Origin of the sequence: Citrobacter sp. U14242 (genome assembly GCF_046555775.1) — a bacterium.
In the GTDB taxonomy this organism is placed as follows: Bacteria; Pseudomonadota; Gammaproteobacteria; order Enterobacterales; family Enterobacteriaceae; genus Citrobacter.
Genome location: NZ_JBKGLW010000009.1, coordinates 197,565 through 223,745, shown reverse-complemented (window position 1 = coordinate 223,745; position 26,181 = coordinate 197,565). Strand labels below are relative to the sequence as shown.

Below are 26,181 nucleotides of genomic sequence, written 5' to 3'. Positions count from 1 at the left end.
GTTACACCGTCACTACCGGCACGCGCAGCGCCAGCGAGCACATTAACTCGTACCCCACCGTACCGGCCGCGGTAGCGACATCATCAATTTTTATCTCTTTGCCCCACAGCTCCACCGGCGTACCGATGCCTGCCTGCGGACACGGCGTCAGATCCACCGCCAGCATATCCATTGACACCGTGCCAACCGTCCCGGTGCGGACACCGTCCACCAGCACCGGCGTACCGCTTGGCGCATGACGCGGATAACCATCGGCATAGCCTGTCGCCACTATGCCGATGCGTTGTTCGCCGCTGGCGGTGTAACGGCCACCGTAACCAACCCGGTCGCCTGCTTTCAGCGTTTGCACACCGATAATCTCACTGCTCAGCGTCATCACTGGCTTAAGTCCGGTATTGGCAATATCCCGCCATTGTCCCGATGGCGACGCGCCGTACAGAATAATGCCCGGACGAACCCAGTCATAATGCGCTTGTGGGTGCCACAGCGTCGCAGCCGAATTCGACAGCGAACGTCTACACTCCAGCCCTTCCGTTGCCTGGGCAATACGCGCCATCGCGTCCCTGATGCCATCCGGATGTTCAGCATCAGCAAAATGCGACATCAGCGTCATTTCACCCACGTTAGGCATTGCCCGTAACAGTTGCCAGACGGTCGCCACTCGCTCGGGTAAGAAACCCAGCCGGTTCATGCCGCTATTCACCTTCAGGTAAATATCCAGCGGTGCGTTCAGGCGGGCATTTTGCAATGCTTTGAGCTGCCAGTTACTGTGGACACAGGTCGTCAGACGATATGTGTCATAGATCGTCAGGTCTTCGGCATGGAAAAAACCCTCCAGCATTAAAATGGGTCCTTTCCATCCCCGCTCCCGCAGGGTAATCGCCTCCTCGAGATTGAGCATAGCGAAACCATCGGTCGTTCCCAGTGCATTCCAGACACGTTCTATACCGTGTCCGTAGGCATTGGCCTTTACGACCGACCAGACACGGGAGTCCGGTGCAGCCTGACGCGTAATAGTCAGGTTTTGTTTCAACGCCTGCAGGTCAATGCTGGCCAGTATCGGGCGGGTCATCTCGCGTCCTTATTAGTTATGTGCGCCGTGTAAATGCCGCGGGCGAGACGGGGTAAATCCCGGACTGTAACGCGCCACGCTCAGATCGTCATAAGGTATGGCTGGCGTGCGACCAGAGAGAATATCGCTCAGCAACTGACCAGATCCACAGGCCATCGTCCAACCCAATGTGCCATGACCCGTATTGAGCAGCAGATTCTTAAAGCGGGTACGCCCCACCACTGGCGTTCCGTCTGGCGTCATCGGACGCAGCCCGGTCCAGAATGTTGCTTGTTCAACATGACCGCCGCGCGGAAAGAGATCGCGCACCACCATCTCCAGCGTTTCACGACGTGGTTGTAGTAGCTCAGTATTAAAACCGACAATCTCTGCCATACCGCCAACACGGATACGCTCATCAAAACGGGTAATGGCGATTTTGTAGGTTTCATCAAGAATAGTGGAAACCGGCGCACCATCATCTTCTGCCACCGGAATGGTTAATGAGTAGCCTTTGAGCGGATATACCGGAATATCAACGATCCCTTTGAGCATCGCCGTGGAGTACGAACCAAAGGCCATAACATAGGCATCGGCTTTGATCACTTCATCGCCACACTGGACACCATAGATTTGTTCGCCTTCGCTGAGTAGCTTATCGACGGGGGTATTAAAACGGAATTTTACACCCGCCTGCTCGGCCATTTGCGCCAGGCGCTGGGTAAACAGCTGACAGTCACCGGTTTCGTCATTCGGTAAACGCAGACCGCCGGTCAGCTTGTGCGCGACCTCTGCCAGCGCCGGTTCGACTTCCGCCAGACGGCTTGCTTCCAACAGCTGATAGGGTACGCCAGCATCTTCGAGCACGGCGATATCACGGGTAGCGTTCTCATATTGTTGAGCGGTTCTAAACAGCTGTAACGTACCGCCCTGACGACCTTCGTACTCAATACCGGTAGAGGCACGCAGCGCTTTCAGGCAATCACGGCTGTATTCCGCCAGGCGCACCATCCGGCCCTTGTTTTCCATGTAGTGGCTGGTGTCGCAGTTGCGTAGCATTTGCCACATCCATTTCAACTGGAACTGCGTCCCGTCGAGGCGCACGGCCAACGGAGCATGACGCTGAAACATCCATTTTATTGCTTTTAGCGGTACGCCTGGTGCCGCCCACGGCGCGGCATAACCAGGAGAGATTTGCCCGGCGTTCGCCGCACTGGTTTCCAGTGCCGGACCCGGCTCACGATCGATGACGGTGACATCGTGTCCAGCCTGACTTAAATACCAGGCGCTGGTCACGCCAACGACGCCACTTCCCAGTATGACAACTCGCATAGCCACTCCGTTAACAGTAAAAGAACAATCTTCTAATTACATCTTGATAACTCAGTTGAAAATATTATTCAACATATGGCTTTTTTATGGTGATGTATCTCACACATAGCAGTGATTGCAGGGAAGTCTCTGCTTTGGCATCTCCTGCTGCGCGTTATTTTTATCCAGCATAAAATTTTGTTGACCGGGCGTTTTTCGACTCTTAGCTGATGTGAAATCGCAAAGAAAAAATTTCTCCTGCAGCACGCTTTTTAACACCATGATCTATGCTTGAAATGAGGTACTCCAGACAGAGAGTGCCGCCAACAATGAGGGTGCGCGAATGGCTACGATTGATTCCATGAACAAGGACAGCACACGGTTAAGCGATGGACCCGACTGGACGTTTGATCTGCTGGATGTCTATCTGGCAGAGATAGACCGCGTGGCGAAACTCTACAGGCTGGATACCTACCCGCACCAAATCGAGGTGATCACTTCTGAGCAAATGATGGACGCCTACTCCAGCGTCGGGATGCCAATCAACTATCCGCACTGGTCGTTTGGTAAAAAGTTTATTGAAACCGAACGCTTGTACAAGCATGGTCAGCAAGGACTGGCCTATGAGATTGTTATTAACTCCAACCCGTGTATCGCGTACCTGATGGAAGAGAACACCATCACCATGCAGGCACTGGTCATGGCGCATGCCTGCTATGGACATAACTCTTTCTTCAAGAATAACTACCTGTTCCGCAGCTGGACGGATGCCAGCTCCATCGTCGATTACCTGATCTTTGCGCGAAACTACATTACCCAGTGTGAAGAGCGTTACGGTGTTGATGAAGTTGAGAAACTCCTCGACTCCTGCCATGCGCTGATGAATTACGGCGTTGACCGCTATAAACGCCCGCAAAAGATCTCACTACAGGAAGAGAAAGCCCGGCAGAAAAGTCGTGAAGAGTATCTGCAAAGTCAGGTGAATATGCTGTGGCGTACGTTGCCGAAGAAAGAGGAAGAGAAGACGATCTCTGCCACGCGTCGTTATCCTTCTGAGCCGCAGGAAAACCTGCTGTATTTTATGGAGAAAAACGCCCCACTGCTGGAGTCCTGGCAACGAGAGGTCCTGCGCATTGTACGTAAGGTGAGCCAGTATTTTTATCCGCAGAAACAGACTCAGGTTATGAACGAGGGATGGGCAACCTTCTGGCACTACACCATCCTCAATCACCTTTATGATGAAGGCAAAGTCACCGAGCGCTTCATGCTGGAGTTTCTGCATAGCCATACCAACGTGGTATTCCAGCCACCGTATAACAGTCCATGGTATAGCGGGATAAACCCTTATGCGCTGGGCTTTGCTATGTTCCAGGATATCAAACGTATTTGTCAGTCGCCCACCGAGGAGGACAAATATTGGTTCCCAAATATTGCGGGTTCCGACTGGCTGGAAACCCTGCATTTCGCAATGCGTGATTTTAAAGATGAGAGCTTTATCAGCCAGTTCCTGTCACCAAAAGTGATGCGCGATTTCCGCCTGTTCACAGTGCTGGATGATGATCGCCATAATTACCTGGAAATTTCAGCGATTCACAATGAGGAGGGGTATCGCGAGATCCGTAACAGGCTGTCATCGCAATATAACCTGAGCAACCTGGAGCCGAATATTCAAATCTGGAATGTCGATCTGCGCGGCGACCGTTCACTGACCTTGCGTTACATCCCACATAACCGCGCGCCGTTGGATAAAGGACGCAAAGACGTGTTGAAGCATGTTCATCGGCTGTGGGGATTTGATGTGATGCTGGAGCAGCAAAATGAAGATGGCAGCGTTGAGCTGCTGGAGCGTTGCCCGCCAAGGATAAACGGCCTGTAAAGCTTATTGCCGGAGGCGGTGTAAACACCTTATCCGGCCTACGACACAGACGCATTGTAGGCCGGATAAGACGCGCTGGCGTTACCATCCGGCATTGAGCGATTAGCGTCCCTGAATAGCTAAATCGCCCGGTAAATTCTTCTGCATACGGTGCCAAATCTCACCACTGTCGTGACCATAGCGGCGCACCGTTTCATAGACCAAATCATGAGCGCCCTGTTCACACAGCTCTGACAGCTTACGGTAGAAATTCAACGCCAGGCCGCGCGCTTCCGGATTGGCGAAATAATGACGACCAATACGCGTATAAAGTCCTTTCATACCGTTGAGGATCAAACCGTAAATCGGATTGCCCGACGCAAATGCCAGACCGCGGAAAATGTTGTAGTCCAGATCGGCAAACGCGTCAGCATGGTCAGCAACCTGATTCGCCGTGGCCAAAACGTCCTGGGCTTTATCAGGATGTTGGCGGAATGCAGTGCGAATAAAGATCGTCGAGATGTTGGTACGCACAGACAGCAGATTATCAATCAACTGCGGAACGCTTTCGTGATCGAGACGCGCCAACGTTTCCAGGATATTCAGTCCGGAGGTTTCCCAGAAGTTATTCACTTTCGTCGGTTTGCCGTGTTGAATGGTCAACCAGCCGTCCCGCGCCAGACGCTGCAATACTTCGCGTAACGTGGTACGTGTTACTCCAATAAGTTCGGAGAGTTCACGTTCAGCGGGCAAAATAGTGCCGGGTGGGAAGCGGTTATTCCAGATACTCTCAATGATGTACTCTTCCGCGAACCCAGCAGGGCTTTGCGCCTTAATGACCATAGCGATAATTCCATTACACAGCAAAACATAGTTACACACATCATACCAGACGGGTTTCTTAGCTGATAGCTGACGTAACGAAGAAAAAGTGGATCAAGGCTTCATTTTCCAGATAAGGCGGATACGCAGTCGGTACGATAAGCCACGTGAAGAGCTTGCCTGCGTTCCCTCGTGCCGCTAAGCTTTGCGGTCAAACATAAAAACATGATTTCATTTTTACAGGTAAGGGAAACTGCCATGGAGCTATCATGGGGCCGCGCTATGTGGCGCAATTTTTTAGGCCAGTCGCCGGACTGGTATAAACTTGCACTGCTCGTCTTCTTAATCATTAACCCGCTTATTTTTTTCATCAATCCCTTTATCGCGGGTTGGTTGCTGGTGGCCGAATTCATTTTTACGCTGGCAATGGCGCTTAAGTGTTATCCACTGTTGCCGGGCGGGCTGTTAGCCATCGAAGCTGTCGTCATCGGCATGACCAGCGCCACTCATGTTCGTGAAGAAGTTGCTGCCAACCTTGAAGTGCTCTTGCTGCTGATGTTTATGGTGGCGGGCATCTACTTTATGAAGCAACTGCTGCTGTTTATTTTTACCCGACTGCTGCTCAGTATTCGCTCCAAGATGCTGCTGTCGCTGGCCTTTTGTGTGGCCGCTGCCTTCCTTTCTGCGTTCCTCGACGCATTGACCGTGGTCGCGGTAGTGATAAGCGTAGCGGTTGGTTTTTACGGTATCTACCATCGCGTCGCCTCTTCCCGTGGGGAAGATAATAATATGCTGGATGACAGCCATATCGACCAGCACAACAAAGCTGTACTGGAACAGTTCCGCGGTTTTCTGCGTAGCCTGATGATGCACGCGGGAGTCGGCACAGCGTTAGGCGGCGTGATGACCATGGTTGGCGAACCGCAGAACCTGATTATCGCCAAAGCGGCTGGCTGGCATTTTGGTGATTTTTTCCTGCGCATGTCGCCGGTCACTGTCCCGGTGTTGATTTGCGGTCTGCTCACCTGCCTGCTGGTTGAAAAGTTACGTTGGTTTGGCTACGGTGAAACATTGCCGGAGGCTGTCCGTGGCGTTTTGCAACAGTTTGACGATGAAAGCCGTCAACAACGTACCCGCCAGGATAAAATCAAGCTGATCATTCAATCGGTTATCGGCGTATGGTTGGTCGTTGCCCTCGCGCTGCATCTGGCAGAAGTCGGACTCATTGGCCTGTCAGTGATTATTCTGGCCACGTCGTTAACCGGTGTCACTGACGAACACGCTATTGGTAAAGCGTTCACCGAGTCGCTACCGTTCACCGCGCTGCTGACCGTGTTTTTCTCCGTGGTGGCGGTAATTATCGATCAGCAGCTTTTTGCGCCGATCATTCAGTTTGTTTTGCAGTCTTCTGAACATGCACAGCTAACCCTGTTTTATCTTTTCAACGGCCTGCTGTCGTCAATTTCAGACAACGTCTTTGTTGGCACAATTTACATCAACGAAGCGAAAGCGGCGCTGGAGCACGGGACGATTAGCCTGAATCAATATGAACTGTTAGCGGTGGCGATTAATACCGGAACCAACCTGCCTTCCGTGGCTACGCCAAATGGTCAGGCGGCATTCTTGTTCCTGCTTACCTCCGCACTGGCACCACTGATTCGCCTCTCCTACGGTCGTATGGTGTGGATGGCATTGCCGTATACGATCGTCCTGACGCTGGTGGGTCTGTTGTGCGTAGAGTTCACGCTGGTCCCAGTGACCGAATGGATGACGCAAACAGGCTGGTTAGCTACACTTTCATAACAATAAACCGGGTAAATCACTGCCCGGTTTGACTTTTTGCATGATAATTATCCGATTACACAATATTTCAATTGCCGCTAGTGGCGCATAAATTGAATTGGTTTAAACTGCGGTCTCTACGCATGTTGCAGGGAAATTATTATGTTGCGATTTTTAAACCAGTGCTCCCGTGGTCGTGGAGCATGGTTACTGTTGGCGCTAACCGCCCTGGCGCTGGAACTCGTCGCGTTATGGTTCCAGCACGTTATGCTGCTTAAACCTTGCGTGTTGTGTATTTACGAACGTAGTGCGTTATTCGGCGTGATGGCTGCAGGCCTGGTGGGTGCTATTGCGCCAAAAACACCGTTGCGCTATGTGGCGATGATTATCTGGATTTACAGCGCCTGGCGCGGGCTTCAGTTAGCGTATGAACACACGATGATTCAGCTTCACCCGTCACCGTTCATGACCTGTGATTTTGCCGCACGCTTCCCGAGTTGGTTACCGCTGGATAAATGGCTGCCGCAGGTATTTATGGCATCCGGTGACTGCGCTGAGCGTCAGTGGTCATTTTTAACCCTGGAGATGCCGCAGTGGCTGTTGGGGATTTTTGCCGCATATCTGGTCGTTGCCGTGTTGGTACTGATTGCCCAGCCCTTTAAACCGAAAAAACGTGACCTCTTCGGTCGTTAACAGAACGCTCCTTCGGGAGCGTTTTTTTTACCTTAAATTCATTGCCTGCCGGCATCTATAAGATGTACATTAAATACATCTTATAGATGCCACATAAAGGAGATGTCTTATGTCCCATTTACGCATCCCGGCAAACTGGAAAGTTAAACGCTCTACGCCCTTCTTTACGAAAGACAATGTCCCGGCAGCTCTGCTTTCGCACCATAACACCGCTGCGGGCGTTTTTGGACAACTCTGCGTAATGGAAGGTACGGTAACGTATTACGGCTTTGCCAATGAAGACGCGAAAGAACCTGAAGTGAAAGTGGTGATTAATGCCGGTCAGTTTGCGACCAGCCCACCACAGTACTGGCATCGCGTGGAATTAAGCGACGACGCGCAGTTCAACATTAATTTCTGGGTTGAGGATGACAACCACGGAGATGAGATGTACCAGGCGAAAAAGTCTTAATCCTTAACGCCTGTTAATCGATGGGCGGCTCAGTCCGCCCATGAAGGTTTGTTCAATATATGGTCCTGCCAGTCATGCACTTCTGATTCCTTCACCGCAATATGACGAACTGAAATACGCTCACCGTGCATCGCGGCTTTAGAGCCGGTCAGCAGCGGGTGCCAGTCCGGCAGACCTTTCCCTTCCGCCAGCAAACGATACGCACAGGTCATCGGCAACCACTCAAAAGTGGGCAGATTATCACGCGTCAGCTTGATGCAGTCAGGCTCATACTCGAATCGACGCTCGTAGTTACGGCACTGGCAGGTTTTGATATTGAGCTGCTTACAGGCAACATTGGTGAAGTAAATTTCATCGGTGTCTTCATCCATCAACTTGTGCAGGCAGCATTGTCCGCAGCCGTCGCACAACGACTCCCATTCGGCGTCGGTCATTTCATCAAGGGTTTTACTTTGCCAAAAAGGTAATTCGCTCATCGGGATGTCCACATCAAAAATCAGGTTGCACCTTATAACCAGTCTGGCACGATGATGCAAGTTTTGCCGCCCGAAAAGGCGGCAAGAAGAGATTACAGCACTCTTGTCGTGAGCGTTTGACCATGGAAACTGATAGCCAGCTCATCACCGCTGTGTAACGGCCCAACGCCTGCTGGCGTCCCAGTCAGCACCACATCACCGGCCCTAAGCGTGAAGAATCGGCTCATGTAAGCAATCAATGGAACAATATGATGGATCATATCCGCCGTAGTGCCCTGCTGGCGCACTTCGCCGTTCACCGTTAATCCGAGCTGGGTATCCTGCGGATCACCGTTAAATTCCGCTACCGGAATAAACCCCGACAGCGGGCAAGAGTTGTCAAATCCCTTCGCTTTCTCCCACGGCTGCCCCGCTTTTTTCATTTTGCCCTGGATATCACGCAGGGTCAGGTCCAGCGCCACACCATAGCCAGCGATGGCTTTGCGCAAATGCTCTTCTGTCGCCTGGCGCAGGTTTGCACCGATCAGCACGGCCAGTTCAACTTCGTGATGAACGGAACCCATATCCGCCGGAATGACCAGCGGTTGGCGCAGGTCGCACAGCGCCGTTTCCGGTTTGATAAACAGCACCGGTTCATCCGGCGTTGCGCTACCCATCTCTTTAATATGGTTTGCATAATTGCTACCTACGCAAACCACTTTGCTCACCGGGTAATCCAGCAGAGCACCATGCCAGTTATGATGTTGATACATTACTTTCCCCTAACGTAGTCATAGATTTCAGGTACTGCATCGATGAGACATGCTGCTGCCGGATGCAGTTTAACGTTTAGCGTCTGGTGTATTTTGTTTTACTGCCGATAAATGCTGTTTGAGTAAATCTTCAGGTGGCGGTGGTATTTGTAAATAATAGCCCTGCTCGGTGAGTGCCTGTTTTACTTTTTCAAGATCGGCATTAACCAGTTTTTTACGACCATCAAGCGGTAAAATCATTGCCAGTTTTGGCTGACCAAATCCTTTCATCAGTTCTTCAGGAACACGCGAGAAATCGTCTTTTTTTTCGACATATAAATAGGTCTGGTCACGTTTGCTGCTTCGGTAGATCACACAAAACATATCTTTTACTCTGAATTCACGGAATGGTGGCTTGCCTCAATATAATACTGACTATAACATGCCTTATAGTCTTCGGAATATCACCCCGCACTGGGGATGATAAATAGCAAATTGAGTAAGGCCAGGATGTCAAACACGCCAATCGAGCTTAAAGGCAGTAGCTTCACCTTATCAGTGGTTCACTTACATGAAGCAGAACCCAAGGTTATTCGTCAGGCGTTGGAAGACAAAATCGCGCAGGCACCTGCTTTTTTAAAACATGCTCCCGTGGTGATCAACGTGAGTGGCCTTGAAAGCCCGGTAAACTGGTCGGCGCTGCAAAAAGTCATCACGTCCACGGGACTGCGCATTATTGGTGTTAGCGGATGCAAGGATGCAAAACTTAAGGCAGAAATCGACGAAATGGGTCTTCCTTTACTGACAGAAGGCAAAGAAAAAGCGATTCGTGCCGCACCTGTTGAAGCTCCGGCACCTGCCGCACCACCACAAAACGTTACTCCCATCACAAAAACACGATTAATAAATGTCCCGGTTCGTTCCGGTCAGCGTATTTATGCTCCACAATGTGATCTGATTGTTACAAGTCACGTCAGTGCGGGCGCAGAGCTTATCGCTGATGGCAATATTCACGTTTATGGCATGATGAGAGGCCGTGCTCTGGCGGGTGCAAGTGGCGATCGGGAAGCGCAAATTTTCTGTACCCACCTGACGGCAGAACTGGTGTCTATCGCAGGTGTTTATTGGCTGAGTGATAAAATCCCAGCAGAATTTTATGGCAAAGCGGCACGTCTGCAATTGGCAGAGAACGCTTTGACAGTTCAACCGTTGAATTGATCCCTTTTTAACAAGGAATTTCTATGGCACGCATTATTGTTGTTACTTCGGGTAAAGGGGGCGTTGGCAAAACCACCTCCAGCGCGGCCATCGCTACAGGTTTGGCCCAGAAGGGAAAGAAAACTGTCGTTATTGATTTTGATATCGGCCTGCGTAACCTTGATTTAATTATGGGTTGTGAACGTCGCGTCGTTTATGACTTCGTCAACGTTATTCAGGGCGATGCGTCGTTAAATCAGGCGTTAATCAAAGATAAACGTACCGAAAATCTCTTTATTCTTCCGGCCTCACAGACTCGTGATAAAGACGCGCTGACACGTGAAGGTGTCGCGAAAGTTCTGGATGATCTGAAAGCGATGGATTTTGACTTCATCGTCTGCGACTCCCCGGCAGGTATTGAGACCGGTGCGCTGATGGCCCTGTATTTTGCCGATGAAGCCATTATTACCACCAACCCGGAAGTGTCTTCTGTACGTGACTCTGACCGTATTCTGGGTATTCTGGCGTCGAAATCTCGTCGCGCTGAAAATGGCGAAGATCCGATTAAAGAGCATCTGCTGCTTACGCGCTATAACCCTGGCCGCGTAAATAAAGGTGACATGCTCAGCATGGAAGACGTACTGGAAATTCTACGAATCAAGCTGGTTGGCGTGATTCCTGAAGATCAGTCAGTCCTGCGCGCGTCTAACCAGGGTGAGCCGGTTATTCTCGACATCAATGCTGATGCCGGTAAAGCCTATGCTGATACCGTAGACCGTCTGTTGGGAGAAGAACGTCCTTTCCGCTTCATTGAAGAAGAGAAGAAAGGTTTCCTCAAACGCCTGTTCGGAGGATAAGTTATGGCATTACTGGATTTTTTTCTCTCGCGGAAAAAGAGCACAGCGAACATCGCTAAAGAGCGACTGCAGATTATTGTTGCGGAACGTCGTCGTAGCGACGCCGAACCGCATTATTTACCGCAGTTGAGGAAAGATATTCTCGACGTTATCTGTAAGTATGTACAAATTGATCCTGAAATGGTCACCGTACAGCTTGAACAAAAAGACGGCGATATTTCTATCCTTGAACTTAACGTGACGTTACCTGAAGCAGAAGAGTCTAAATAACGTCTTTTGTAAATAAGTCATGGTTGAAAAAAGGCAGATTATTCTGCCTTTTTTATTTCTGATCTTAGTCCGGGCTGCGCCCCATTTATTCCAAAGTGAACTTCGGGTAGTTCTCAGCAAAATAGCGACGTAAATACTCCACAGTAATACGGATTTTGGCCGACGTCGCCAGGCGTGACACATAAACAGCCCAAATATTTGCTGGTTGATAATAGTCAGGTAATATATGAACCAGATGCCCACTGGCGATGTTATCGCAGACATCCCACCATGAACGTAGCGCAATCCCCTGACCATCCACACACCATTGGTGAACAACTTCGCCATGATTGGAGGAGAGCGACCCCGTCACCTTAATCGAGTGCACTCCCTCTTTGTTGCGCATTTGCCAGATGCCAAATGGATGATCGCGCTCTTTAATCACCAGACAGGGCAAAGTGGACAGATCGTTCAGTTGTTTCGGTGTACCGTACTGCGCCACAAACTCAGGTGACGCACACAATATTCGATAATTGGTTGCCAGCTTCCGTGCGATCAAATTGGGTGCAATATCATCCCCGATACGGATATCAAGATCGACACCTTCATTAACCAGATCGACTAACCGATCCTCCACGTCAAACCGCAACTCAAGTTGCGGATACTCTTTTGCCAGCGCTGACAACGCTGGCGCCACTACACGGCGACCAAAACCAAAGCTGCTGATAATACGTAACATCCCCTGCGGGATCTGCCGGACATCAGACAGCTCATCCATCATCTGATCCACATCCTGTAGGATCCGCTGGGCCCATTCGTAGATTCGTTCCCCTTCTTCCGTGATGGTGACACGCCGTGTTGTACGGTGTAACAGCACGACGTTCAGTGTCTGTTCCAATAATGCAACACGCTTACTGATAAAAGCGGGTGAAACGCCTAGCTCCTCGGCAACGGCGGCAAAACCCGCGCGGCGGGCAACCAGCATAAAGACGCGTAAATCATTTAACAGCGGCAGATTATTCATGATCTGTGTTTTATGTTTCACCAGTTGGCGGGATTAACTATTAATCAGTCAATTATAGGATAAGGGGAAAGTCAATTTTGATGGCGTACAAGTGAGAGCTGCTATGAAGAAAACCTGTCGTATTGCCGCTATCCCCGGAGATGGCATTGGTAAAGAAGTCCTGCCTGAAGGTATTCATGTGTTACAGGCAGCCGCCGAGCGCTGGGACCTGTCACTCAGCTTTGAGCAAATGGAATGGGCCAGCTGCGAGTACTATACGCATCACGGCAAGATGATGCCGGATGACTGGCATGAACAGTTGAAATCCTTCGATGCTATCTACTTTGGTGCCGTCGGCTGGCCAGACACTGTACCGGATCACATCTCACTATGGGGCTCGTTACTCAAGTTTCGTCGTGAGTTCGATCAATACGTCAACCTGCGTCCGGTACGCCTGTTTCCTGGTGTACCTTGCCCGTTGGCGGGTAAGAAACCCGGCGACATTGATTTCTACGTTGTGCGTGAAAATACCGAAGGCGAGTATTCTTCACTGGGCGGGCGCGTAAGCGAGGGTACCGAACATGAAGTGGTCATTCAGGAGTCGGTCTTCACGCGTCGTGGCGTTGATCGCATTTTGCGTTACGCGTTTGAAATGGCACAGAGCCGTCCACGTAAGACACTAACCTCGGCCACCAAATCAAACGGCCTTGCCATTAGCATGCCTTACTGGGATGAGCGCGTTGAAGCAATGGCTGCCCGGTACCCTGAAATCCGCTGGGATAAACAGCATATCGACATTCTGTGCGCCCGTTTTGTTATGCAACCGGAGCGTTTTGACGTGGTGGTCGCCTCTAACCTGTTTGGCGACATCCTGTCCGATCTAGGTCCCGCCTGTACTGGCACGATTGGCATTGCACCCTCGGCAAACTTAAATCCGGAACGAACCTTCCCATCGTTGTTCGAACCGGTCCACGGTTCAGCCCCGGATATCTACGGCAAGAATATTGCTAACCCAATTGCCGCCATCTGGGCTGGTGCGATGATGCTGGATTTCCTTGGCAACGGCGATGCGAATTATCAGGCCGCCCACGATGGCATTCTGGCCGCAATTGAACAGGTTATTGCCAGCGGCCCTAAAACGCCGGATATGAAAGGCAATGCCACCACTCAACAGGTAGGTGACGCTATCTGCCGGGCACTGCGTTAGAGGTCAAACCACGAAATATGAGCCGCGTCACTGACGCGGTTTTTTTATGTGTTCTGTGCGTCAAATAACCTGCTTGAATTCACTTTTTATTATTTCCGTTCCGTGTTTTATTGCTTCACGCATCAGGCAATTGTTTAATTCATGTAAAGAACAAATAATAAAATTGTTAAATACGAAGCGACAAAATCTTACCCTACAGCATGATAACAACGACAGGCCAATGCCAAACGCGGGCGACTATGCCCAGGAGATCATCCATGTTGAGCAACTTAAAGAAAAAAGATGTGCCACTGATAGCCATCAGCCTGGTGGCTATTCTTTTTATCGCCGCCACACTCAGTCTCTTCCCTCAGCAGTCTGCACAAGTAGCGAATACCATTTTTAACGGTGTCACTCGCATGCTGGGTTCTGCCGTGCAGATCCTGGTCCTCATGGCTATGGGGCTGGTTGTCTGGCTGGCCACCAGCAAATACGGCAATATTCGCCTCGGTGAAGGTAAAGCAGAATACAGTACGCTGTCCTGGCTGTTTATGTTTATTTGCGCCGGATTAGGCTCCTCCACGCTCTACTGGGGGGTTGCTGAATGGGCCTATTACTACCAAACGCCGGGTCTGAACATCGCCCCACACTCACAAAAAGCGCTGGAATTCAGTCTGCCCTACTCCTTTTTCCATTGGGGGATCAGCGCGTGGGCGACCTACACACTGGCCTCGTTAACCATGGCCTACCATTTCCATGTGCGTAAAAATAAAGGGTTGAGCCTGTCCGGGATCATTGCTGCTATCACCGGCGTTCATCCGCAGGGTGTATGGGGAAGACTGGTCGATTTGATGTTCCTGATCGCCACCGTCGGCGCGTTAACCATCTCCCTGGTCGTTACCGCTGCAACCTTCACCCGTGGTTTATCAGCACTTACTGGTTTACCGGATAACTTTACGGTGCAAGCCTTTGTGATCCTGTTCTCTGGCGGCATCTTCTGCCTCAGCTCCTGGATTGGCATCAACAATGGTCTGCAACGTCTGAGCAAGATGGTGGGCTGGGGGGCATTTTTACTGCCATTGGTCGTACTGATTGTCGGCCCAACCGAGTTCATCACCAATAACATCATCAACGCTATCGGCCTGACAACACAAAACTTTTTGCAGATGAGTCTGTTTACCGACCCACTCGGTAACGGTGAATTTACCCGCAACTGGACAGTGTTCTACTGGCTGTGGTGGATCTCCTACACCCCAGGAGTCGCTATGTTTGTGACGCGCGTTTCTCGCGGGCGCAAAATTAAAGAGGTTATCTGGGCGTTAATCCTCGGTAGCACCGTCGGTTGTTGGTTCTTCTTTGGCGTGATGGAAAGCTACTCTATCCATCAGTTTGTCAATGGCGTCATAGACGTGCCGCAGGTCATGGCGACGTTGGGTGGTGAAACGGCTGTGCAGCAGGTACTGATGTCATTGCCTGCCGGGAAGCTGTTCCTGGTCGCGTATCTGGCCATCATGATTATTTTCCTTGCCTCGCATATGGATGCTGTGGCCTACACCATGGCAGCCACCAGCACACGTAACCTACAGGAAGGTGAAGATCCTGAACGTAGCTTACGTCTGTTCTGGTGCGTGGTCATCACATTGATTCCATTATCAATTTTATTCACTGGTGCGTCTCTGGAAACCATGAAGACCACGGTGGTTCTGACCGCCCTTCCCTTCCTCGCCATCCTGTTGGTGAAAGTCGGCGGTTTTCTTCGCTGGGTACGGCAGGATTATGCCCATGTTCCTGCTCACCAAATTGAAAGTCATCTTCCCGAAGCACCGGCCGACGCGCCTGTCACGCCACCGGCTGGGACACTACTCAAAGGCGGCAATTAAGCGCCAGTAAAAATCCTCTTACTCACAAATTAAAGGTAATCCAATGAGCAATCTGAGCCCTGAGTTTATTCTGCCGCAAAATTTTTGTGCTAATCCGCAGGACGCCTGGACTATCCCGGCACGGTTCTATACCGACCCGCAGGCGTTTGAACACGAACAAGAGAACGTGTTTGCCAAAAGCTGGATTTGTGTTGCCCACAGCAGCGAACTGGCAAAGCCAAATGACTATGTCACACGTGAAGTGATTGGTGAGAACATCGTGCTGGTGCGTGGTCGCGATAATGTACTGCGCGCATTCTACAACGTCTGCCCGCATCGTGGTCATCAACTGCTGAGCGGCGAAGGGAAAGCCAAAAACGTGATTACCTGCCCTTACCACGCGTGGGCGTTCAAGCTTGATGGCAATCTGGCTCATGCCCGTAACTGTGAAAACGTCGCCAATTTTGACAGTGAGAAGGCTCATCTGACACCAGTACGACTCGAAGAATACGCCGGTTTTGTATTCATCAACATGGACCCGAACGCCGGTAGCGTAGAAGATCAGCTTCCGGGACTGGCAGCCAAAGTCGTCGAGGCCTGCCCTGACGTGCACGATCTGAAACTCGCAGCGCGTTTCACTACCCGCACACCGGCCAACTGGAAAAATATCGTTGATAACTATCTGGAGTGCTACCACTGCGGTCCGGCCCACCCTGGTTTTTCCGACTCAGTACAGGTTGACCGTTACTGGCATACCATGCACGGCAACTGGACTCTGCAATACGGTTTTGCCAAACCCTCTGAACAGTCGTTTAAGTTCGAAGAAGGTGTTGATGCTGCGTTCCACGGCTTCTGGTTGTGGCCGTGCACCATGCTCAACGTCACGCCAATCAAAGGCATGATGACCGTTATTTATGAATTCCCGGTGGATGCAGAAACCACACTGCAAAACTACGACATCTATTTCACTAATGAAGAGCTGACTGATGAGCAAAAAGCGCTGATCGAATGGTATCGCAATGTCTTCCGCCCTGAGGATTTACGCCTGGTGGAGAGCGTACAAAAAGGTCTGAAATCACGCGGCTATCGTGGACAGGGACGCATTATGGCGGATACCAGCGGTAGCGGAATCTCCGAACATGGCATTGCCCATTTCCATAATCTGATCGCTCAGGTGTTTCAGGATTAATCCGCGAAGGAGTTCGTTATGACCGTTTTTCAGACTTCACTTTTTCGCCAGCAGGCGTTTATCGCCGGACACTGGTGTGATGCCGATGACAGTAACACGTTGTCGGTCAGCAACCCGGCAACAGGGGCCGTTCTGGGGCAAATTCCCAACATGGGAACTTCAGAGGCGCAACGCGCCATTGATGCCGCATCTCAGGCGCTACCGGTCTGGCGAGCAATGACCGCCGCTCAACGTTCCACGTTGCTTAAAGCCTGGCATCATTTAATTCTCGACAACAAAACGGCGCTGGCGCAAATCATGACCGCCGAACAGGGCAAGCCGCTGGCTGAAGCGGAAGGAGAGATTGTCTATGCCGCGTCGTTTATTGAGTGGTTTGCCGAGCAGGCTAAACGTACTAATGGCGAGATTATCCCCTCGCCTGCGGCGGATAAGCGGTTGATGGTGATCCGCCAGGGTATCGGAGTCTGCGCGGCTATTACCCCCTGGAACTTCCCTGCGGCAATGATTACCCGCAAAGCCGGTCCCGCACTAGCCGCAGGTTGTACGATGGTAGTAAAACCGGCCAACGAAACGCCGTTTACCGCTCTGGCGCTGGCAGAACTCGCACGTCAGGCCGGTATTCCGGCGGGGGTTATCAATGTCGTGACCGGAAAGTCTCGCGAAATTGGTGCATTGTTTACCGCTGACGATCGCGTACGCAAACTGTCGTTTACCGGCTCTACCGAGGTAGGGCGCGTACTGATGCGCCAGTGTGCCGATTCTATCAAAAAGGTCTCACTGGAGCTGGGTGGCAACGCGCCGTTTATCGTATTTGAGGACGCGGATCTCGACAAAGCCGTTGAAGGCGCGCTGGTGGCTAAATTCCGCAATGCCGGACAGACCTGTGTTTGTGTGAACCGTTTTTACATTCATCAGGCTGTCTATGACGCGTTTTGTGAGAAATTCGTGGCTCGGGTCGCCGCTCTGAAAGTCGGCAACGGTGAACAACCTGGCGTACAAACCGGTCCGCTAATCAATACTGCTGCCGTAAACAAAGTGCAGTCGCTGCTCGACGACGCGCTGACGCGGGGCGCCACGTTGTTAACCGGTGGTCAACGCCATGCGCTGGGAGGAAACTATTTTACACCCACCGTCATCGGCAACGTGCAGCCGGGCACGCAGTTGTTACAGGAGGAGATCTTCGGACCGGTCGCCGCGCTGGTGAAGTTTGACGATGAACAGGATGTGATCCGCCAGGCAAATGACACCATTTATGGACTGGCATCCTACTTCTACAGCAATGATGCCGCGCGTATCTGGCGTGTTTCTGAGCAACTGGAGTATGGCATGGTCGGTATTAATACCGGACTGATCTCGAATGAAGTCGCCCCTTTCGGTGGTGTGAAGCAATCAGGGCTGGGGCGAGAAGGTTCTGAACACGGTATCGAAGATTACCTGGAAATGAAATATCTCTGCCAGGGGCTGTAACGACAGATTCCGGCGTGCCGGGTAACCCGCGCCGGACAGATTTTTTAGGGAGTACCGCAATGTCTGAATATCAAATGCGAGAAGTTCTGGTCAGTCAGATTGAAACGATTACAGCGCATGTAAAGCGCTTCACCTTAACGGCTGCCTCAGGCGATCTGTTACCTGCGTTCCAGGGCGGCAGCCATATTATTGTGCAAATGCGCGATGGCGAAAATCTCTATAGCAACGCGTACTCGCTGATGAGCTCGCCGTTGGATACCCGCACCTGGCAAATTGCTGTGCGCCTGGAGGAAAATTCCAAAGGCGGTTCACGATACCTGCATCAGCATGTCAAACCCGGCGATACTCTGACGATTTCCACGCCCAATAATCTTTTCGCCCTCGAACCGCAGGCGCAAAAGCATCTGTTAATTGCTGGCGGTATTGGTATTACGCCTTTCCTGTCGCAGATCCCGGAACTCGAAAACGCCAGGGCACAGTGGCAGCTACATTACTGTTCACCCAGCCCAGAAAACTGCGCGTTTCATGATGAACTGAAACAGCACCACCAGGCCGATCGCATTCATCTGCATCTTTCGAGTGAAGGCACACGCCTCGACCTGACACGTCTGCTTGCCGATGTAGAACCCGGTACGCATATTTACACCTGCGGTCCTGCTGTACTTAACGATGCCGTAAGAAGCGAAGCAGCGCGCCACGGCCTGGACAACGATACGCTACATTTTGAACAATTTGCGGTAGAAGATAAGAGCGGTGATGCGTTCACCCTCGTGCTCGCACGTTCCGGCCGTGAGTTTTTAGTTCCGCAAGAGATGACCATTTTGCAGGTTATCGAAAATAACAAAGCCGCCAGAGTCGAATGTCTGTGCCGTGAAGGCGTGTGTGGTACCTGCGAAACGACGATTATTGAAGGGGAAGCGGATCACCGCGATCAATACTTTAGCGACGACGAAAAAGCCAGCCAACAGAGCATGCTTATCTGCTGCTCACGCGCCAAAGGCAAACGCCTGGTGCTTGATTTGTAAGCGTGTCAGGCCGGGTGAGCGATAGCGCTACCCGGCATAGTCTGGTCAACTTACTGCGGATAGTCCAACAACAGCGCGTTAAGTCGCTCGGCCATCAGTTCACCACGCCAACCAGAAATCAGTTCCGGCAGGGACGCCTGCGGTTTTAATTTCCAGTGCCAGTTTAGCAGCTGATTGATTTGACGACGCGAAGCAAGGAGTTCCACGCTGAGATTCTGCTCCGCACTCACTTCGGCCACCAGGGCTTTAATGGCTTTGAATGCCTTGCGATAACCCGGCATATCCATCAGATTCAGCAACGGTTGCGGCAATGCTTCTTCCGGCATTGTCTGCGCTTTCTCGACCAGTGAAATCAGCGTCTTACCATGGAAACGAATTTCACTACCTGAGAGGCCCAGGCTGTCCAGTTCCCCCAGACTTCCCGGCATATAGCGGGCTACCGCCCACAGATGTTCTTCGCGCACCACGAAGTTCACTGCCAGATCACGCTCACGTGCTTTGCGCAACCGCCAGTCGGCCAGTAGTTGCAGGCAAGCGAGCTGACGGGTACGCAACTGCCAGGCATTGGTAATTTCTCGCCACGCATCTTCAGGCGCCAGAATTTCCTGACGACGCTGTTGCATCAAACGACATTCGTCCAGCGCCGCGGGCAACCAGCCGGACGCATCGGTTTCGGCCATCAGTTTTGTGGTGATCGGTAATAAATACCAGACATCTGCTGCCGCATACTCGCACTGCCGCTCGGTCAGCGGTCTGGCCAGCCAGTCGGTGCGTGATTCACTTTTATCCAGCGCCACACCGGTGAACTCTTCCACCATCGCCGCAAAGCCCCACGACAGCGGGCGTCCACAAAAGGCGGCCAGAATCTGTGTATCGATCAGTGGTTGTGGGAGTTCACCAAACGTGTTGAGAAACACTTCCAGGTCTTCACTTCCGGCATGCAGAAATTTAGTGATCGCGGTATCACGCAGAATATCGCGCAATGGCGACCAGTCGGTGATCCCGAGCGGGTCAATCAGAGCAACGTGTTTGCCATCAAACAGCTGGATCAGCCCCAACTGCGGGTAGTAGGTACGCGTGCGAACAAATTCAGTGTCCAGGGCTATCGCCGGAAATTCACGGACGGCTTCGCACAGCGTGGCTAACGCGTCGTCCGTAGTGATCATTTGATAATTCAAATCGTGCTCTCTTAGGTTTTCGCCAAAAAAAACGCCGGATTATCCGGCGTTTTCTGCTGGCTGTCTTAACGCTCAGCCTTTATTGTCCACTTTGCTGCGGGCTTCGTCACGTAATTCTCGTCGCAAAATTTTACCGACGTTAGATTTCGGCAACTCATCACGGAATTCCACCCGTTTCGGAACTTTGTAGCCTGTCAGATGACGACGGCAAAAAGTCACCAGCGCTTCATCGGTTAACGAAGCATCCTTCTTCACCACAAAGATTTTTACCGCCTCACCACTGCTGCCCGATGGTACGCCGACGGCAGCCACTTCCTGAACGCCAGGGTGCTGCATGACGACGTCTTCAATTTCGTTCGGATAAACGTTAAAACCCGACACCAGGATCATATCTTTCTTACGATCGACAATACGCAGGAAGCCTTCGTCATCCATCACTGCGATATCACCCGTGTGCAACCAGCCATTTTTGACAATTTCATCGGTCGCATCCGGGCGCTGCCAGTAGCCCAGCATCACCTGTGGCCCTTTAACACACAGTTCACCCGGCTCTCCCGGCGGAACTTCATTGTCGTCATCATCCACCAGTTTGACCTCAGTAGACGGAACCGGTAACCCGATACTGCCGCTATGATAGTCGATATCGTGCGGGTTAACGCTTACCAGTGGAGCACATTCGGTCAGACCATAACCTTCCAGCAGATATTGGCCGGTCAGCTTCACCCAGCGTTCTGCCACCGCCTGCTGAACGGGCATTCCGCCCCCTGCAGACAGGTGCAGCGACGAAAAGTCCAGTTGCTGGAACTCCTTGTTATTCAGCAACGCGTTAAACAACGTATTGACGCCGGTCATCGCGGTAAACGGGTATTTTGCCAGTTCTTTCACCAGCCCCGGAATATCACGCGGGTTAGTGATCAGCAGGTTTTGTCCACCCAGTTCAATAAACAGCAGGCAGTTCATGGTGAGCGCGAAAATGTGATACAGCGGTAGCGCCGTCACTACCAGCTCTTTACCCGGATGCAGCAATGGGCCGTAAGTGGCATTAACCTGCTCCAGGTTAGCCAGCATGTTACGGTGCGTAAGCATTGCGCCTTTCGCTACGCCGGTGGTACCACCGGTATACTGCAGAAAAGCCAAATCTTCAGACACGACTTCCGGTTTCACATACTGCATGCGGTAGCCGTTTTGCAGCGCACTGCGAAATGAGATGGCATCCGGCAGGTGATATTTTGGCACCAGACGCTTGATATACTTCACGACGAAGTTAACCAGCGTCCCTTTCGCGGTCGACAACTGATCGCCCATACGCGTCAGAATCACGTGTTGAACCGAGGTCTTATCGACCACTTTCTCCAGCGTGTGAGCAAAGTTTGAGACGATGACGATCGCCGACGCACCGCTATCGTTGAGCTGATGCTCCAGCTCGCGAGGCGTGTACAGCGGGTTAACGTTCACCACAATCATGCCAGCACGTAAAATCCCAAACAGGGCAACGGGATATTGCAACAGGTTGGGCATCATCAGTGCCACGCGATCGCCCTTTTTCAGTCCAAGTCCTTGTTGCAAATAAGCCGCAAAAGCCCGACTGCGCTCTTCGAGCTTGCGGAAGGTCATCACCTCCCCCATGTTCATAAACGCAGGCTGATCGGCATAGCGTCTTACTGAGTGTTCGAAGAGTTCCACCAGGGATTGATAACGGTCAGGATTGATCTCCGCGGGAACACCTGCGGGATAACGGTTAAGCCAAACCTTTTTCAATACATCACCTCTAAAATGCGTATTCGTCGTCATCACAACCCCAGACAATAAACAAACTGTTAACATAATATTAACTCAGCGTACCAGTTTGTTTATTACACAACGACAAGGTTGCGAAGCACGTCACTATTTATTTTTCTTATATCCACGTTAATGCAGAAACAGCGGACGAGCCGCTGTTTCTTTTACCATTAAAACAAAGAGTTACTCTGTTACTATCGTCTGAACCTGTGCGGGACCAGGATTGTACCATCCCCATCCGCCGTAGCCACCGTAAGGCCAGCCACGCGCACCGTAGAACCAGGGGTCAATCGGCTGCGGAGGCATCACAATCTGCTGGGTAATATGCCAACGTTTATAACCGGTTACCTGCATAAGCATGAACTTATACGGTGTACTACCAATTTTTCCGTCCACTGTTCCGCTTATGGGTCCGACTACGGTGACCAGTTGCCCACGAAAATCTACCGGGTCGAGGAAGCCGTTAACATCGGCATAAATTCGCCCGCGCGAAGCTTCGCCCAGAATCGGTCGTGCCCCGCTATCGAGCGGCATGGTGGCGATCTCCAGCCGGGATTTCCCCTGCTGGTTTTGAATATCCACCACCTTACCGCCAAAACGTGCTTCCTGTCCGACGTACAGCTGCGGCGCATTCATCACCCGCACCAGATCCTGCTGCGGTGTCGGGCTCGAACCTTTAATCGCATCCGGGATGGTGACACAGCCGCTTAGCGATAACGCCAATACGCCTGCCAGTACACCTTTCATTAACTGCTTTTGGACCACCATGTTGCGACTCCCTTTTCTTAGCGCCTGCCCCGGCACGTTCGGACTACTGCACATCGGCGGCTGTTCGTATTAACCGGGTGATTTACTACTAAGATTCATTCTTTACCAGGAAGTTTCTTCCACGCCACGGTGTTACGTAAATAAACCGGTTCAGCATGTTCAACAGCCACGGTCTTGCCACATGCCAGCATTTGCGTCGCGACCGGCAGCATATCTTCTGCCGCTGGAAGCAATACGTCGCCATCGTTCAGCGTCAGACCACTGTCTTTGCCGAGTTCAGGCCAGGCTGGCCAGCCCGTGCCAACGGTTACCCATTCACCAGAAAGCTGCAGCAGGCGATCGTGAACCTGCTCCGGCGTTAACACCGCTTCTGTCTCTTCGCCGTGCCAGATGCCATCTTCATCACGCTGGTATTCAGCCCAATACACTTCACCCATACGCGCATCAATCGCTGCAAGCACGCGTGTCGAACCGGATTTACGCCAGGCACCCTGTGCCATTGTCGCCAGAGTAGAAACCCCGATCATCGGTAAATTCGCCCCTAACGCCAGCCCCTGAGCGATACCAATACCGATGCGTACACCGGTGAAACTGCCGGGACCGCGACCAAATGCCAGGGCATCAATATCGGTGAGCGTTAAATCGCCAGCGGCCAGGATCTCCCGGACCATCGGCAAAATTCGTTGGGTATGTTCTCGTGGGCAAAGCTCGAAGAGAGCCTTGATAGTACCGTCATTCCACAGGGCAACAGAGCACGCCTCTGTGGCGGTATCGATAGCCAGAATTCGCATGGGTATTTGTGATCAGATCAATAAATTTGGCGCGCATCTTACCACACTCCGTAACAAATTACTCAGCCGATGGTAGAGCAAGAAAGCGAACAGCACGCGCAATATCACGCGTGCGTGGCGCAGGCGGAAGGCTTGCCAGGAAGGTCGCGCCATAAGGGCGCATCACCAGACGGTTATCACAAATCACCAGCACACCGCGGTCATCAGCATCACGGATCAGTCGCCCTACCCCCTGTTTCAGCGTGATAACCGCATCCGGGAGCTGAACGTCTTCGAAAGGATCGCCCCCCCGCAGGCGGCAGTCTTCCATCCGCGCTTTTAACAGCGGATCGTCCGGGGAGGTAAACGGCAACTTGTCGATAATCACCAGCGACAGCGTATCGCCACGCACGTCTACCCCTTCCCAGAAACTACTGGTGGCAACCAGCAAGGCATTACCTGCGCTGACAAACTGCTGCAGCAGTTGCCCTTTACTGGTTTCGCCCTGTAAAAGTACGGGGAGTGTCATGGTGGCACGGAATTGTTCCGCCAGATCGCGCATCATTGCATGCGAGGTACACAGCATAAAGCAGCGCCCGTTGTTCGCTTCAATAATAGGGCGCAACATAGCTGCCAGTTGACGCGCCGCGCCCGGCTGGTTGGTTTGCGGCAGATTGCGTGGTACGCACAACAGTGCCTGACGCGTGTAATCAAAGGGGCTCGGCAGCAGCATCGACTCTGCGTCATCAATACCCAACCGTGCCGTAAAATGGTGGAGATCGTCGTTTACCGACAATGTCGCGGAGGTGAATATCCAGCACCCCGGCTTTTGTTCCATCACTTCTTTGAACTTGTCAGCCACGGTAAGCGGCGTCAATGCGAGCGTAAAATGCCGGGACGTACATTCATACCAGTAGCTGAATCCTGGCTGGTTGATCTCTTTCAGGCGTTTTAATCGGGCACGGTACAGCGTGGCGCGCTCAAACGCGGCATCCAGCAGCGCAGAGCGCCCGAGGGACAATTTCGCCACGTCGTAGCACAGCTCAAGGGTGTCATCAAGCAGTAGAAATGCCCGTTGCACACGTTGGTCAGCCAGCAGCTCTCGTAGGTTTCCACGATAGCCGGGTTCGCCAAGCTGTAAGCGAAAGTCCTGCGCGCTTTGCGCCAGACGATCAGCACATTTTTGTAGCTGCTGGGTGTCTTTCAATTCAGTGCGATATGCAATCGTAATGTCTTTCGCCAGGTCGAGTAGTTGCCGGCTGGAGAGTGATTGACCAAAGTACTGGCTGGCGATATCCGGTAGCTGATGGGCTTCATCGAAGATCATTACATCAGCCTCGGGGATTAATTCACCAAATCCACTCTCTTTCACCACCATATCGGCGAGAAACAGATGGTGGTTGACCACCACCACATCGGCATCCATTGCTTTTTTACGCGCTTTGACCACGAAACACTCTTTATACAGCGGACAGTCGCTGCCAAGACAGTTGTCGTTAGTGCTGGTCACCAGTGGCCAGGCCTGTGAATCTTCCGCCACGCTGACACAGGTGCTGATGTCCCCATCAAGCGTTTGATTTGACCATGAGCGCAGCAGTATGACATCGCTTAACGTTTGTACCGGCAGATCGCCACCCGCCAGCGCCTGCTGTTCGAGGCGTTCCAGACACAGGTAGTTGGAGCGCCCTTTTAGCAACGCCAGCTTACCGGTGAATTTCAGAGCGTTGGCAACGGTGGGAAGATCGCGACTGTAGAGCTGATCCTGCAACGCTTTGGATCCCGTCGACACAATCACTTTCTTTCCAGCACGAAGCGCCGGGGCGAGATAAGCGTATGTTTTACCTGTGCCAGTGCCAGCTTCTACAACAAGCGGTTGTGATTTTTCAATGGCATGACTGACAGCAATCGCCATCTGTCGCTGTGGTTCACGCGGTTTAAAACCCGGTATCGCTTTAGCCAATTGACCGTCTGCTGCAAAATCGTCCGTCACACTGCCCCCTGTTCATTTGAACAGGGATTATGTCAGGCCAGCGGGTCTTTCGCCAGTTGAAGAGGTGACGCGGGCGCAACAATATGGCAGTCTTGGCGCAATCTGAAGCCCATGAAGAAAAATGTAAATAAGGAATGATTTATGACGATTGTGCGCATTGATGCCGAAGCACGTTGGTCTGACGTGGTTATCCATAACAACACGTTGTACTACACCGGCGTACCGGAGAACCTGGACGCTGATGCCTTTGAACAAACTGCAAATACGCTGGCACAAATTGATGCGGTGCTGGAAAAGCAGGGCAGCAACAAGTCACGAATCCTTGATGCCACCCTTTTTCTGGCAGACAAAAGTGATTTTGCCGCAATGAATAAAGCCTGGGATGCGTGGGTCGTTGCCGGTCACGCGCCTGTACGTTGTACGGTACAGGCCGGATTGATGAACCCGAAATACAAAGTCGAGATCAAGATTATCGCTGCGGTTTAGGCAACG

At 51.9% G+C, this 26,181-nt stretch carries 25 protein-coding genes; 13 read left to right on the top strand and 12 right to left on the bottom strand.

Going from position 1 to position 26,181, the window contains the following annotated elements:
* Window position 1: 1 nt before the first annotated feature.
* Both dadX and ACLJXE_RS16920 read right to left on the bottom strand, forming a co-directional pair.
* Window positions 2-1,072, bottom strand: a complete 1,071-nt coding sequence (dadX, locus tag ACLJXE_RS16925; RefSeq protein WP_410751452.1) for a catabolic alanine racemase DadX — start codon at window positions 1,070-1,072, stop codon at window positions 2-4.
* Window positions 1,073-1,084: 12 nt separating this feature from the next.
* Window positions 1,085-2,383, bottom strand: a complete 1,299-nt coding sequence (locus ACLJXE_RS16920) for a D-amino acid dehydrogenase (RefSeq protein ID WP_410751451.1) — start codon at window positions 2,381-2,383, stop codon at window positions 1,085-1,087.
* A gap of 322 nt (window positions 2,384-2,705) precedes the next feature.
* Here ACLJXE_RS16920 and ACLJXE_RS16915 point away from each other — a divergent pair, with 322 nt between their 5' ends.
* Window positions 2,706-4,238 (top strand): SpoVR family protein, encoded by a 1,533-nt coding sequence (locus ACLJXE_RS16915; RefSeq protein ID WP_410751450.1) that lies wholly within the window; start codon window positions 2,706-2,708, stop codon window positions 4,236-4,238.
* Between the two features lie 102 nt (window positions 4,239-4,340).
* On the opposite strand, the gene fadR is transcribed toward ACLJXE_RS16915, so the two are convergent.
* Window positions 4,341-5,060: a fatty acid metabolism transcriptional regulator FadR gene (gene fadR / locus ACLJXE_RS16910; protein WP_005122254.1), complete on the bottom strand. Its 720-nt coding sequence runs from the start codon at window positions 5,058-5,060 to the stop codon at window positions 4,341-4,343.
* A gap of 237 nt (window positions 5,061-5,297) precedes the next feature.
* Here fadR and nhaB point away from each other — a divergent pair, with 237 nt between their 5' ends.
* The 3 genes from nhaB (at window position 5,298) to ACLJXE_RS16895 (ending at window position 7,965) form a co-directional block, all read left to right on the top strand.
* The gene (nhaB, locus tag ACLJXE_RS16905; protein ID WP_410751449.1) at window positions 5,298-6,842 is read left to right on the top strand and encodes a Na(+)/H(+) antiporter NhaB; all 1,545 of its coding nucleotides are present in this window, start codon (window positions 5,298-5,300) and stop codon (window positions 6,840-6,842) included.
* Window positions 6,843-6,983: 141 nt separating this feature from the next.
* A complete protein-coding gene (gene dsbB, locus ACLJXE_RS16900; protein ID WP_286630888.1) occupies window positions 6,984-7,514 on the top strand; it encodes a disulfide bond formation protein DsbB in 531 nt (176 codons plus the stop codon).
* Between the two features lie 109 nt (window positions 7,515-7,623).
* Window positions 7,624-7,965 (top strand): DUF1971 domain-containing protein, encoded by a 342-nt coding sequence (locus ACLJXE_RS16895; RefSeq protein WP_003020940.1) that lies wholly within the window; start codon window positions 7,624-7,626, stop codon window positions 7,963-7,965.
* 29 nt (window positions 7,966-7,994) lie between these two features.
* Here the strand turns inward: ACLJXE_RS16895 and ACLJXE_RS16890 are convergent, their stop codons facing one another.
* From ACLJXE_RS16890 to ACLJXE_RS16880, 3 genes are all read right to left on the bottom strand, one after another.
* On the bottom strand, window positions 7,995-8,441 hold the full coding sequence (locus ACLJXE_RS16890; protein WP_135322144.1) for a YcgN family cysteine cluster protein: 447 nt from the start codon (window positions 8,439-8,441) through the stop codon (window positions 7,995-7,997).
* 92 nt (window positions 8,442-8,533) lie between these two features.
* Window positions 8,534-9,193 carry a fumarylacetoacetate hydrolase family protein gene (locus tag ACLJXE_RS16885; protein WP_410751448.1) on the bottom strand — a complete coding sequence of 220 codons (660 nt, stop codon included), beginning with the start codon at window positions 9,191-9,193 and terminating at the stop codon, window positions 8,534-8,536.
* 69 nt (window positions 9,194-9,262) lie between these two features.
* Window positions 9,263-9,556, bottom strand: coding sequence for a YcgL domain-containing protein (locus ACLJXE_RS16880; protein ID WP_137381645.1), 294 nt, complete (start codon window positions 9,554-9,556; stop codon window positions 9,263-9,265).
* A 126-nt stretch (window positions 9,557-9,682) separates the two neighbouring features.
* Here ACLJXE_RS16880 and minC point away from each other — a divergent pair, with 126 nt between their 5' ends.
* Genes minC through minE form a run of 3 tightly spaced genes read left to right on the top strand, consistent with a single transcriptional unit; the run spans window position 9,683 to window position 11,496 of the window.
* Window positions 9,683-10,390: a septum site-determining protein MinC gene (minC, locus tag ACLJXE_RS16875; protein ID WP_410751447.1), complete on the top strand. Its 708-nt coding sequence runs from the start codon at window positions 9,683-9,685 to the stop codon at window positions 10,388-10,390.
* Window positions 10,391-10,413: 23 nt separating this feature from the next.
* The gene (gene minD / locus ACLJXE_RS16870) at window positions 10,414-11,226 is read left to right on the top strand and encodes a septum site-determining protein MinD (RefSeq protein ID WP_005122235.1); all 813 of its coding nucleotides are present in this window, start codon (window positions 10,414-10,416) and stop codon (window positions 11,224-11,226) included.
* Between the two features lie 3 nt (window positions 11,227-11,229).
* Window positions 11,230-11,496, top strand: coding sequence for a cell division topological specificity factor MinE (gene minE / locus ACLJXE_RS16865; protein WP_003833739.1), 267 nt, complete (start codon window positions 11,230-11,232; stop codon window positions 11,494-11,496).
* A gap of 85 nt (window positions 11,497-11,581) precedes the next feature.
* On the opposite strand, the gene ACLJXE_RS16860 is transcribed toward minE, so the two are convergent.
* The gene (locus ACLJXE_RS16860) at window positions 11,582-12,499 is read right to left on the bottom strand and encodes a LysR substrate-binding domain-containing protein (protein WP_410751446.1); all 918 of its coding nucleotides are present in this window, start codon (window positions 12,497-12,499) and stop codon (window positions 11,582-11,584) included.
* Window positions 12,500-12,602: 103 nt separating this feature from the next.
* Here ACLJXE_RS16860 and ACLJXE_RS16855 point away from each other — a divergent pair, with 103 nt between their 5' ends.
* The 5 genes from ACLJXE_RS16855 to ACLJXE_RS16835 all read left to right on the top strand — a co-directional run bounded on the left by ACLJXE_RS16855 (window position 12,603) and on the right by ACLJXE_RS16835 (window position 19,204).
* On the top strand, window positions 12,603-13,685 hold the full coding sequence (locus ACLJXE_RS16855) for a tartrate dehydrogenase (protein ID WP_410751445.1): 1,083 nt from the start codon (window positions 12,603-12,605) through the stop codon (window positions 13,683-13,685).
* A gap of 257 nt (window positions 13,686-13,942) precedes the next feature.
* Window positions 13,943-15,544 (top strand): BCCT family transporter, encoded by a 1,602-nt coding sequence (locus ACLJXE_RS16850; protein WP_410751444.1) that lies wholly within the window; start codon window positions 13,943-13,945, stop codon window positions 15,542-15,544.
* Window positions 15,545-15,587: 43 nt separating this feature from the next.
* Window positions 15,588-16,712, top strand: coding sequence for a carnitine monooxygenase, oxygenase subunit YeaW (yeaW, locus tag ACLJXE_RS16845; RefSeq protein WP_410751443.1), 1,125 nt, complete (start codon window positions 15,588-15,590; stop codon window positions 16,710-16,712).
* Window positions 16,713-16,730: 18 nt separating this feature from the next.
* Window positions 16,731-18,179 (top strand): NAD-dependent succinate-semialdehyde dehydrogenase, encoded by a 1,449-nt coding sequence (locus ACLJXE_RS16840; RefSeq protein WP_286630881.1) that lies wholly within the window; start codon window positions 16,731-16,733, stop codon window positions 18,177-18,179.
* Window positions 18,180-18,238: 59 nt separating this feature from the next.
* A complete protein-coding gene (locus tag ACLJXE_RS16835; protein WP_410751442.1) occupies window positions 18,239-19,204 on the top strand; it encodes a PDR/VanB family oxidoreductase in 966 nt (321 codons plus the stop codon).
* Between the two features lie 50 nt (window positions 19,205-19,254).
* Here ACLJXE_RS16835 and rnd read toward each other — a convergent pair whose 3' ends face one another.
* The 5 genes from rnd to ACLJXE_RS16810 form a co-directional block, all read right to left on the bottom strand.
* Window positions 19,255-20,370 carry a ribonuclease D gene (gene rnd / locus ACLJXE_RS16830; RefSeq protein ID WP_286630879.1) on the bottom strand — a complete coding sequence of 372 codons (1,116 nt, stop codon included), beginning with the start codon at window positions 20,368-20,370 and terminating at the stop codon, window positions 19,255-19,257.
* Window positions 20,371-20,454: 84 nt separating this feature from the next.
* Window positions 20,455-22,140: a long-chain-fatty-acid--CoA ligase FadD gene (fadD, locus tag ACLJXE_RS16825; RefSeq protein ID WP_410751441.1), complete on the bottom strand. Its 1,686-nt coding sequence runs from the start codon at window positions 22,138-22,140 to the stop codon at window positions 20,455-20,457.
* A gap of 204 nt (window positions 22,141-22,344) precedes the next feature.
* The gene (locus ACLJXE_RS16820) at window positions 22,345-22,929 is read right to left on the bottom strand and encodes a Slp family lipoprotein (RefSeq protein WP_137381866.1); all 585 of its coding nucleotides are present in this window, start codon (window positions 22,927-22,929) and stop codon (window positions 22,345-22,347) included.
* 95 nt (window positions 22,930-23,024) lie between these two features.
* A complete protein-coding gene (tsaB, locus tag ACLJXE_RS16815) occupies window positions 23,025-23,720 on the bottom strand; it encodes a tRNA (adenosine(37)-N6)-threonylcarbamoyltransferase complex dimerization subunit type 1 TsaB (RefSeq protein WP_410751440.1) in 696 nt (231 codons plus the stop codon).
* 58 nt (window positions 23,721-23,778) lie between these two features.
* Entirely contained in the window at window positions 23,779-25,689 is a 1,911-nt protein-coding gene (locus ACLJXE_RS16810) for an ATP-dependent DNA helicase (RefSeq protein WP_410751439.1), read from the bottom strand.
* A 141-nt stretch (window positions 25,690-25,830) separates the two neighbouring features.
* On the opposite strand from ACLJXE_RS16810, the gene ACLJXE_RS16805 reads away from it, so the two are divergent.
* On the top strand, window positions 25,831-26,175 hold the full coding sequence (locus ACLJXE_RS16805; protein ID WP_042307863.1) for a RidA family protein: 345 nt from the start codon (window positions 25,831-25,833) through the stop codon (window positions 26,173-26,175).
* Window positions 26,176-26,181 lie beyond the last annotated feature (6 nt).

What these genes read in the sequence shown, in the direction of transcription:
- ACLJXE_RS16850 (WP_410751444.1), top strand. Translation starts at nt 13,943, where the DNA reads ATGTTGAGCAACTTAAAGAAAAAAGATGTGCCACTGATAGCCATCAGC.
- tsaB (WP_410751440.1), bottom strand. Translation starts at nt 23,720, where the DNA reads ATGCGAATTCTGGCTATCGATACCGCCACAGAGGCGTGCTCTGTTGCC.
- rnd (WP_286630879.1), bottom strand. Translation starts at nt 20,370, where the DNA reads ATGATCACTACGGACGACGCGTTAGCCACGCTGTGCGAAGCCGTCCGT.
- ACLJXE_RS16855 (WP_410751445.1), top strand. Translation starts at nt 12,603, where the DNA reads ATGAAGAAAACCTGTCGTATTGCCGCTATCCCCGGAGATGGCATTGGT.
- fadR (WP_005122254.1), bottom strand. Translation starts at nt 5,060, where the DNA reads ATGGTCATTAAGGCGCAAAGCCCTGCTGGGTTCGCGGAAGAGTACATC.
- ACLJXE_RS16895 (WP_003020940.1), top strand. Translation starts at nt 7,624, where the DNA reads ATGTCCCATTTACGCATCCCGGCAAACTGGAAAGTTAAACGCTCTACG.
- ACLJXE_RS16820 (WP_137381866.1), bottom strand. Translation starts at nt 22,929, where the DNA reads ATGGTGGTCCAAAAGCAGTTAATGAAAGGTGTACTGGCAGGCGTATTG.
- nhaB (WP_410751449.1), top strand. Translation starts at nt 5,298, where the DNA reads ATGGAGCTATCATGGGGCCGCGCTATGTGGCGCAATTTTTTAGGCCAG.
- ACLJXE_RS16885 (WP_410751448.1), bottom strand. Translation starts at nt 9,193, where the DNA reads ATGTATCAACATCATAACTGGCATGGTGCTCTGCTGGATTACCCGGTG.
- minE (WP_003833739.1), top strand. Translation starts at nt 11,230, where the DNA reads ATGGCATTACTGGATTTTTTTCTCTCGCGGAAAAAGAGCACAGCGAAC.
- ACLJXE_RS16840 (WP_286630881.1), top strand. Translation starts at nt 16,731, where the DNA reads ATGACCGTTTTTCAGACTTCACTTTTTCGCCAGCAGGCGTTTATCGCC.
- ACLJXE_RS16835 (WP_410751442.1), top strand. Translation starts at nt 18,239, where the DNA reads ATGTCTGAATATCAAATGCGAGAAGTTCTGGTCAGTCAGATTGAAACG.
- ACLJXE_RS16880 (WP_137381645.1), bottom strand. Translation starts at nt 9,556, where the DNA reads ATGTTTTGTGTGATCTACCGAAGCAGCAAACGTGACCAGACCTATTTA.
- ACLJXE_RS16805 (WP_042307863.1), top strand. Translation starts at nt 25,831, where the DNA reads ATGACGATTGTGCGCATTGATGCCGAAGCACGTTGGTCTGACGTGGTT.
- dadX (WP_410751452.1), bottom strand. Translation starts at nt 1,072, where the DNA reads ATGACCCGCCCGATACTGGCCAGCATTGACCTGCAGGCGTTGAAACAA.
- ACLJXE_RS16860 (WP_410751446.1), bottom strand. Translation starts at nt 12,499, where the DNA reads ATGAATAATCTGCCGCTGTTAAATGATTTACGCGTCTTTATGCTGGTT.
- ACLJXE_RS16920 (WP_410751451.1), bottom strand. Translation starts at nt 2,383, where the DNA reads ATGCGAGTTGTCATACTGGGAAGTGGCGTCGTTGGCGTGACCAGCGCC.
- dsbB (WP_286630888.1), top strand. Translation starts at nt 6,984, where the DNA reads ATGTTGCGATTTTTAAACCAGTGCTCCCGTGGTCGTGGAGCATGGTTA.
- minC (WP_410751447.1), top strand. Translation starts at nt 9,683, where the DNA reads ATGTCAAACACGCCAATCGAGCTTAAAGGCAGTAGCTTCACCTTATCA.
- yeaW (WP_410751443.1), top strand. Translation starts at nt 15,588, where the DNA reads ATGAGCAATCTGAGCCCTGAGTTTATTCTGCCGCAAAATTTTTGTGCT.
- minD (WP_005122235.1), top strand. Translation starts at nt 10,414, where the DNA reads ATGGCACGCATTATTGTTGTTACTTCGGGTAAAGGGGGCGTTGGCAAA.
- ACLJXE_RS16915 (WP_410751450.1), top strand. Translation starts at nt 2,706, where the DNA reads ATGGCTACGATTGATTCCATGAACAAGGACAGCACACGGTTAAGCGAT.
- ACLJXE_RS16890 (WP_135322144.1), bottom strand. Translation starts at nt 8,441, where the DNA reads ATGAGCGAATTACCTTTTTGGCAAAGTAAAACCCTTGATGAAATGACC.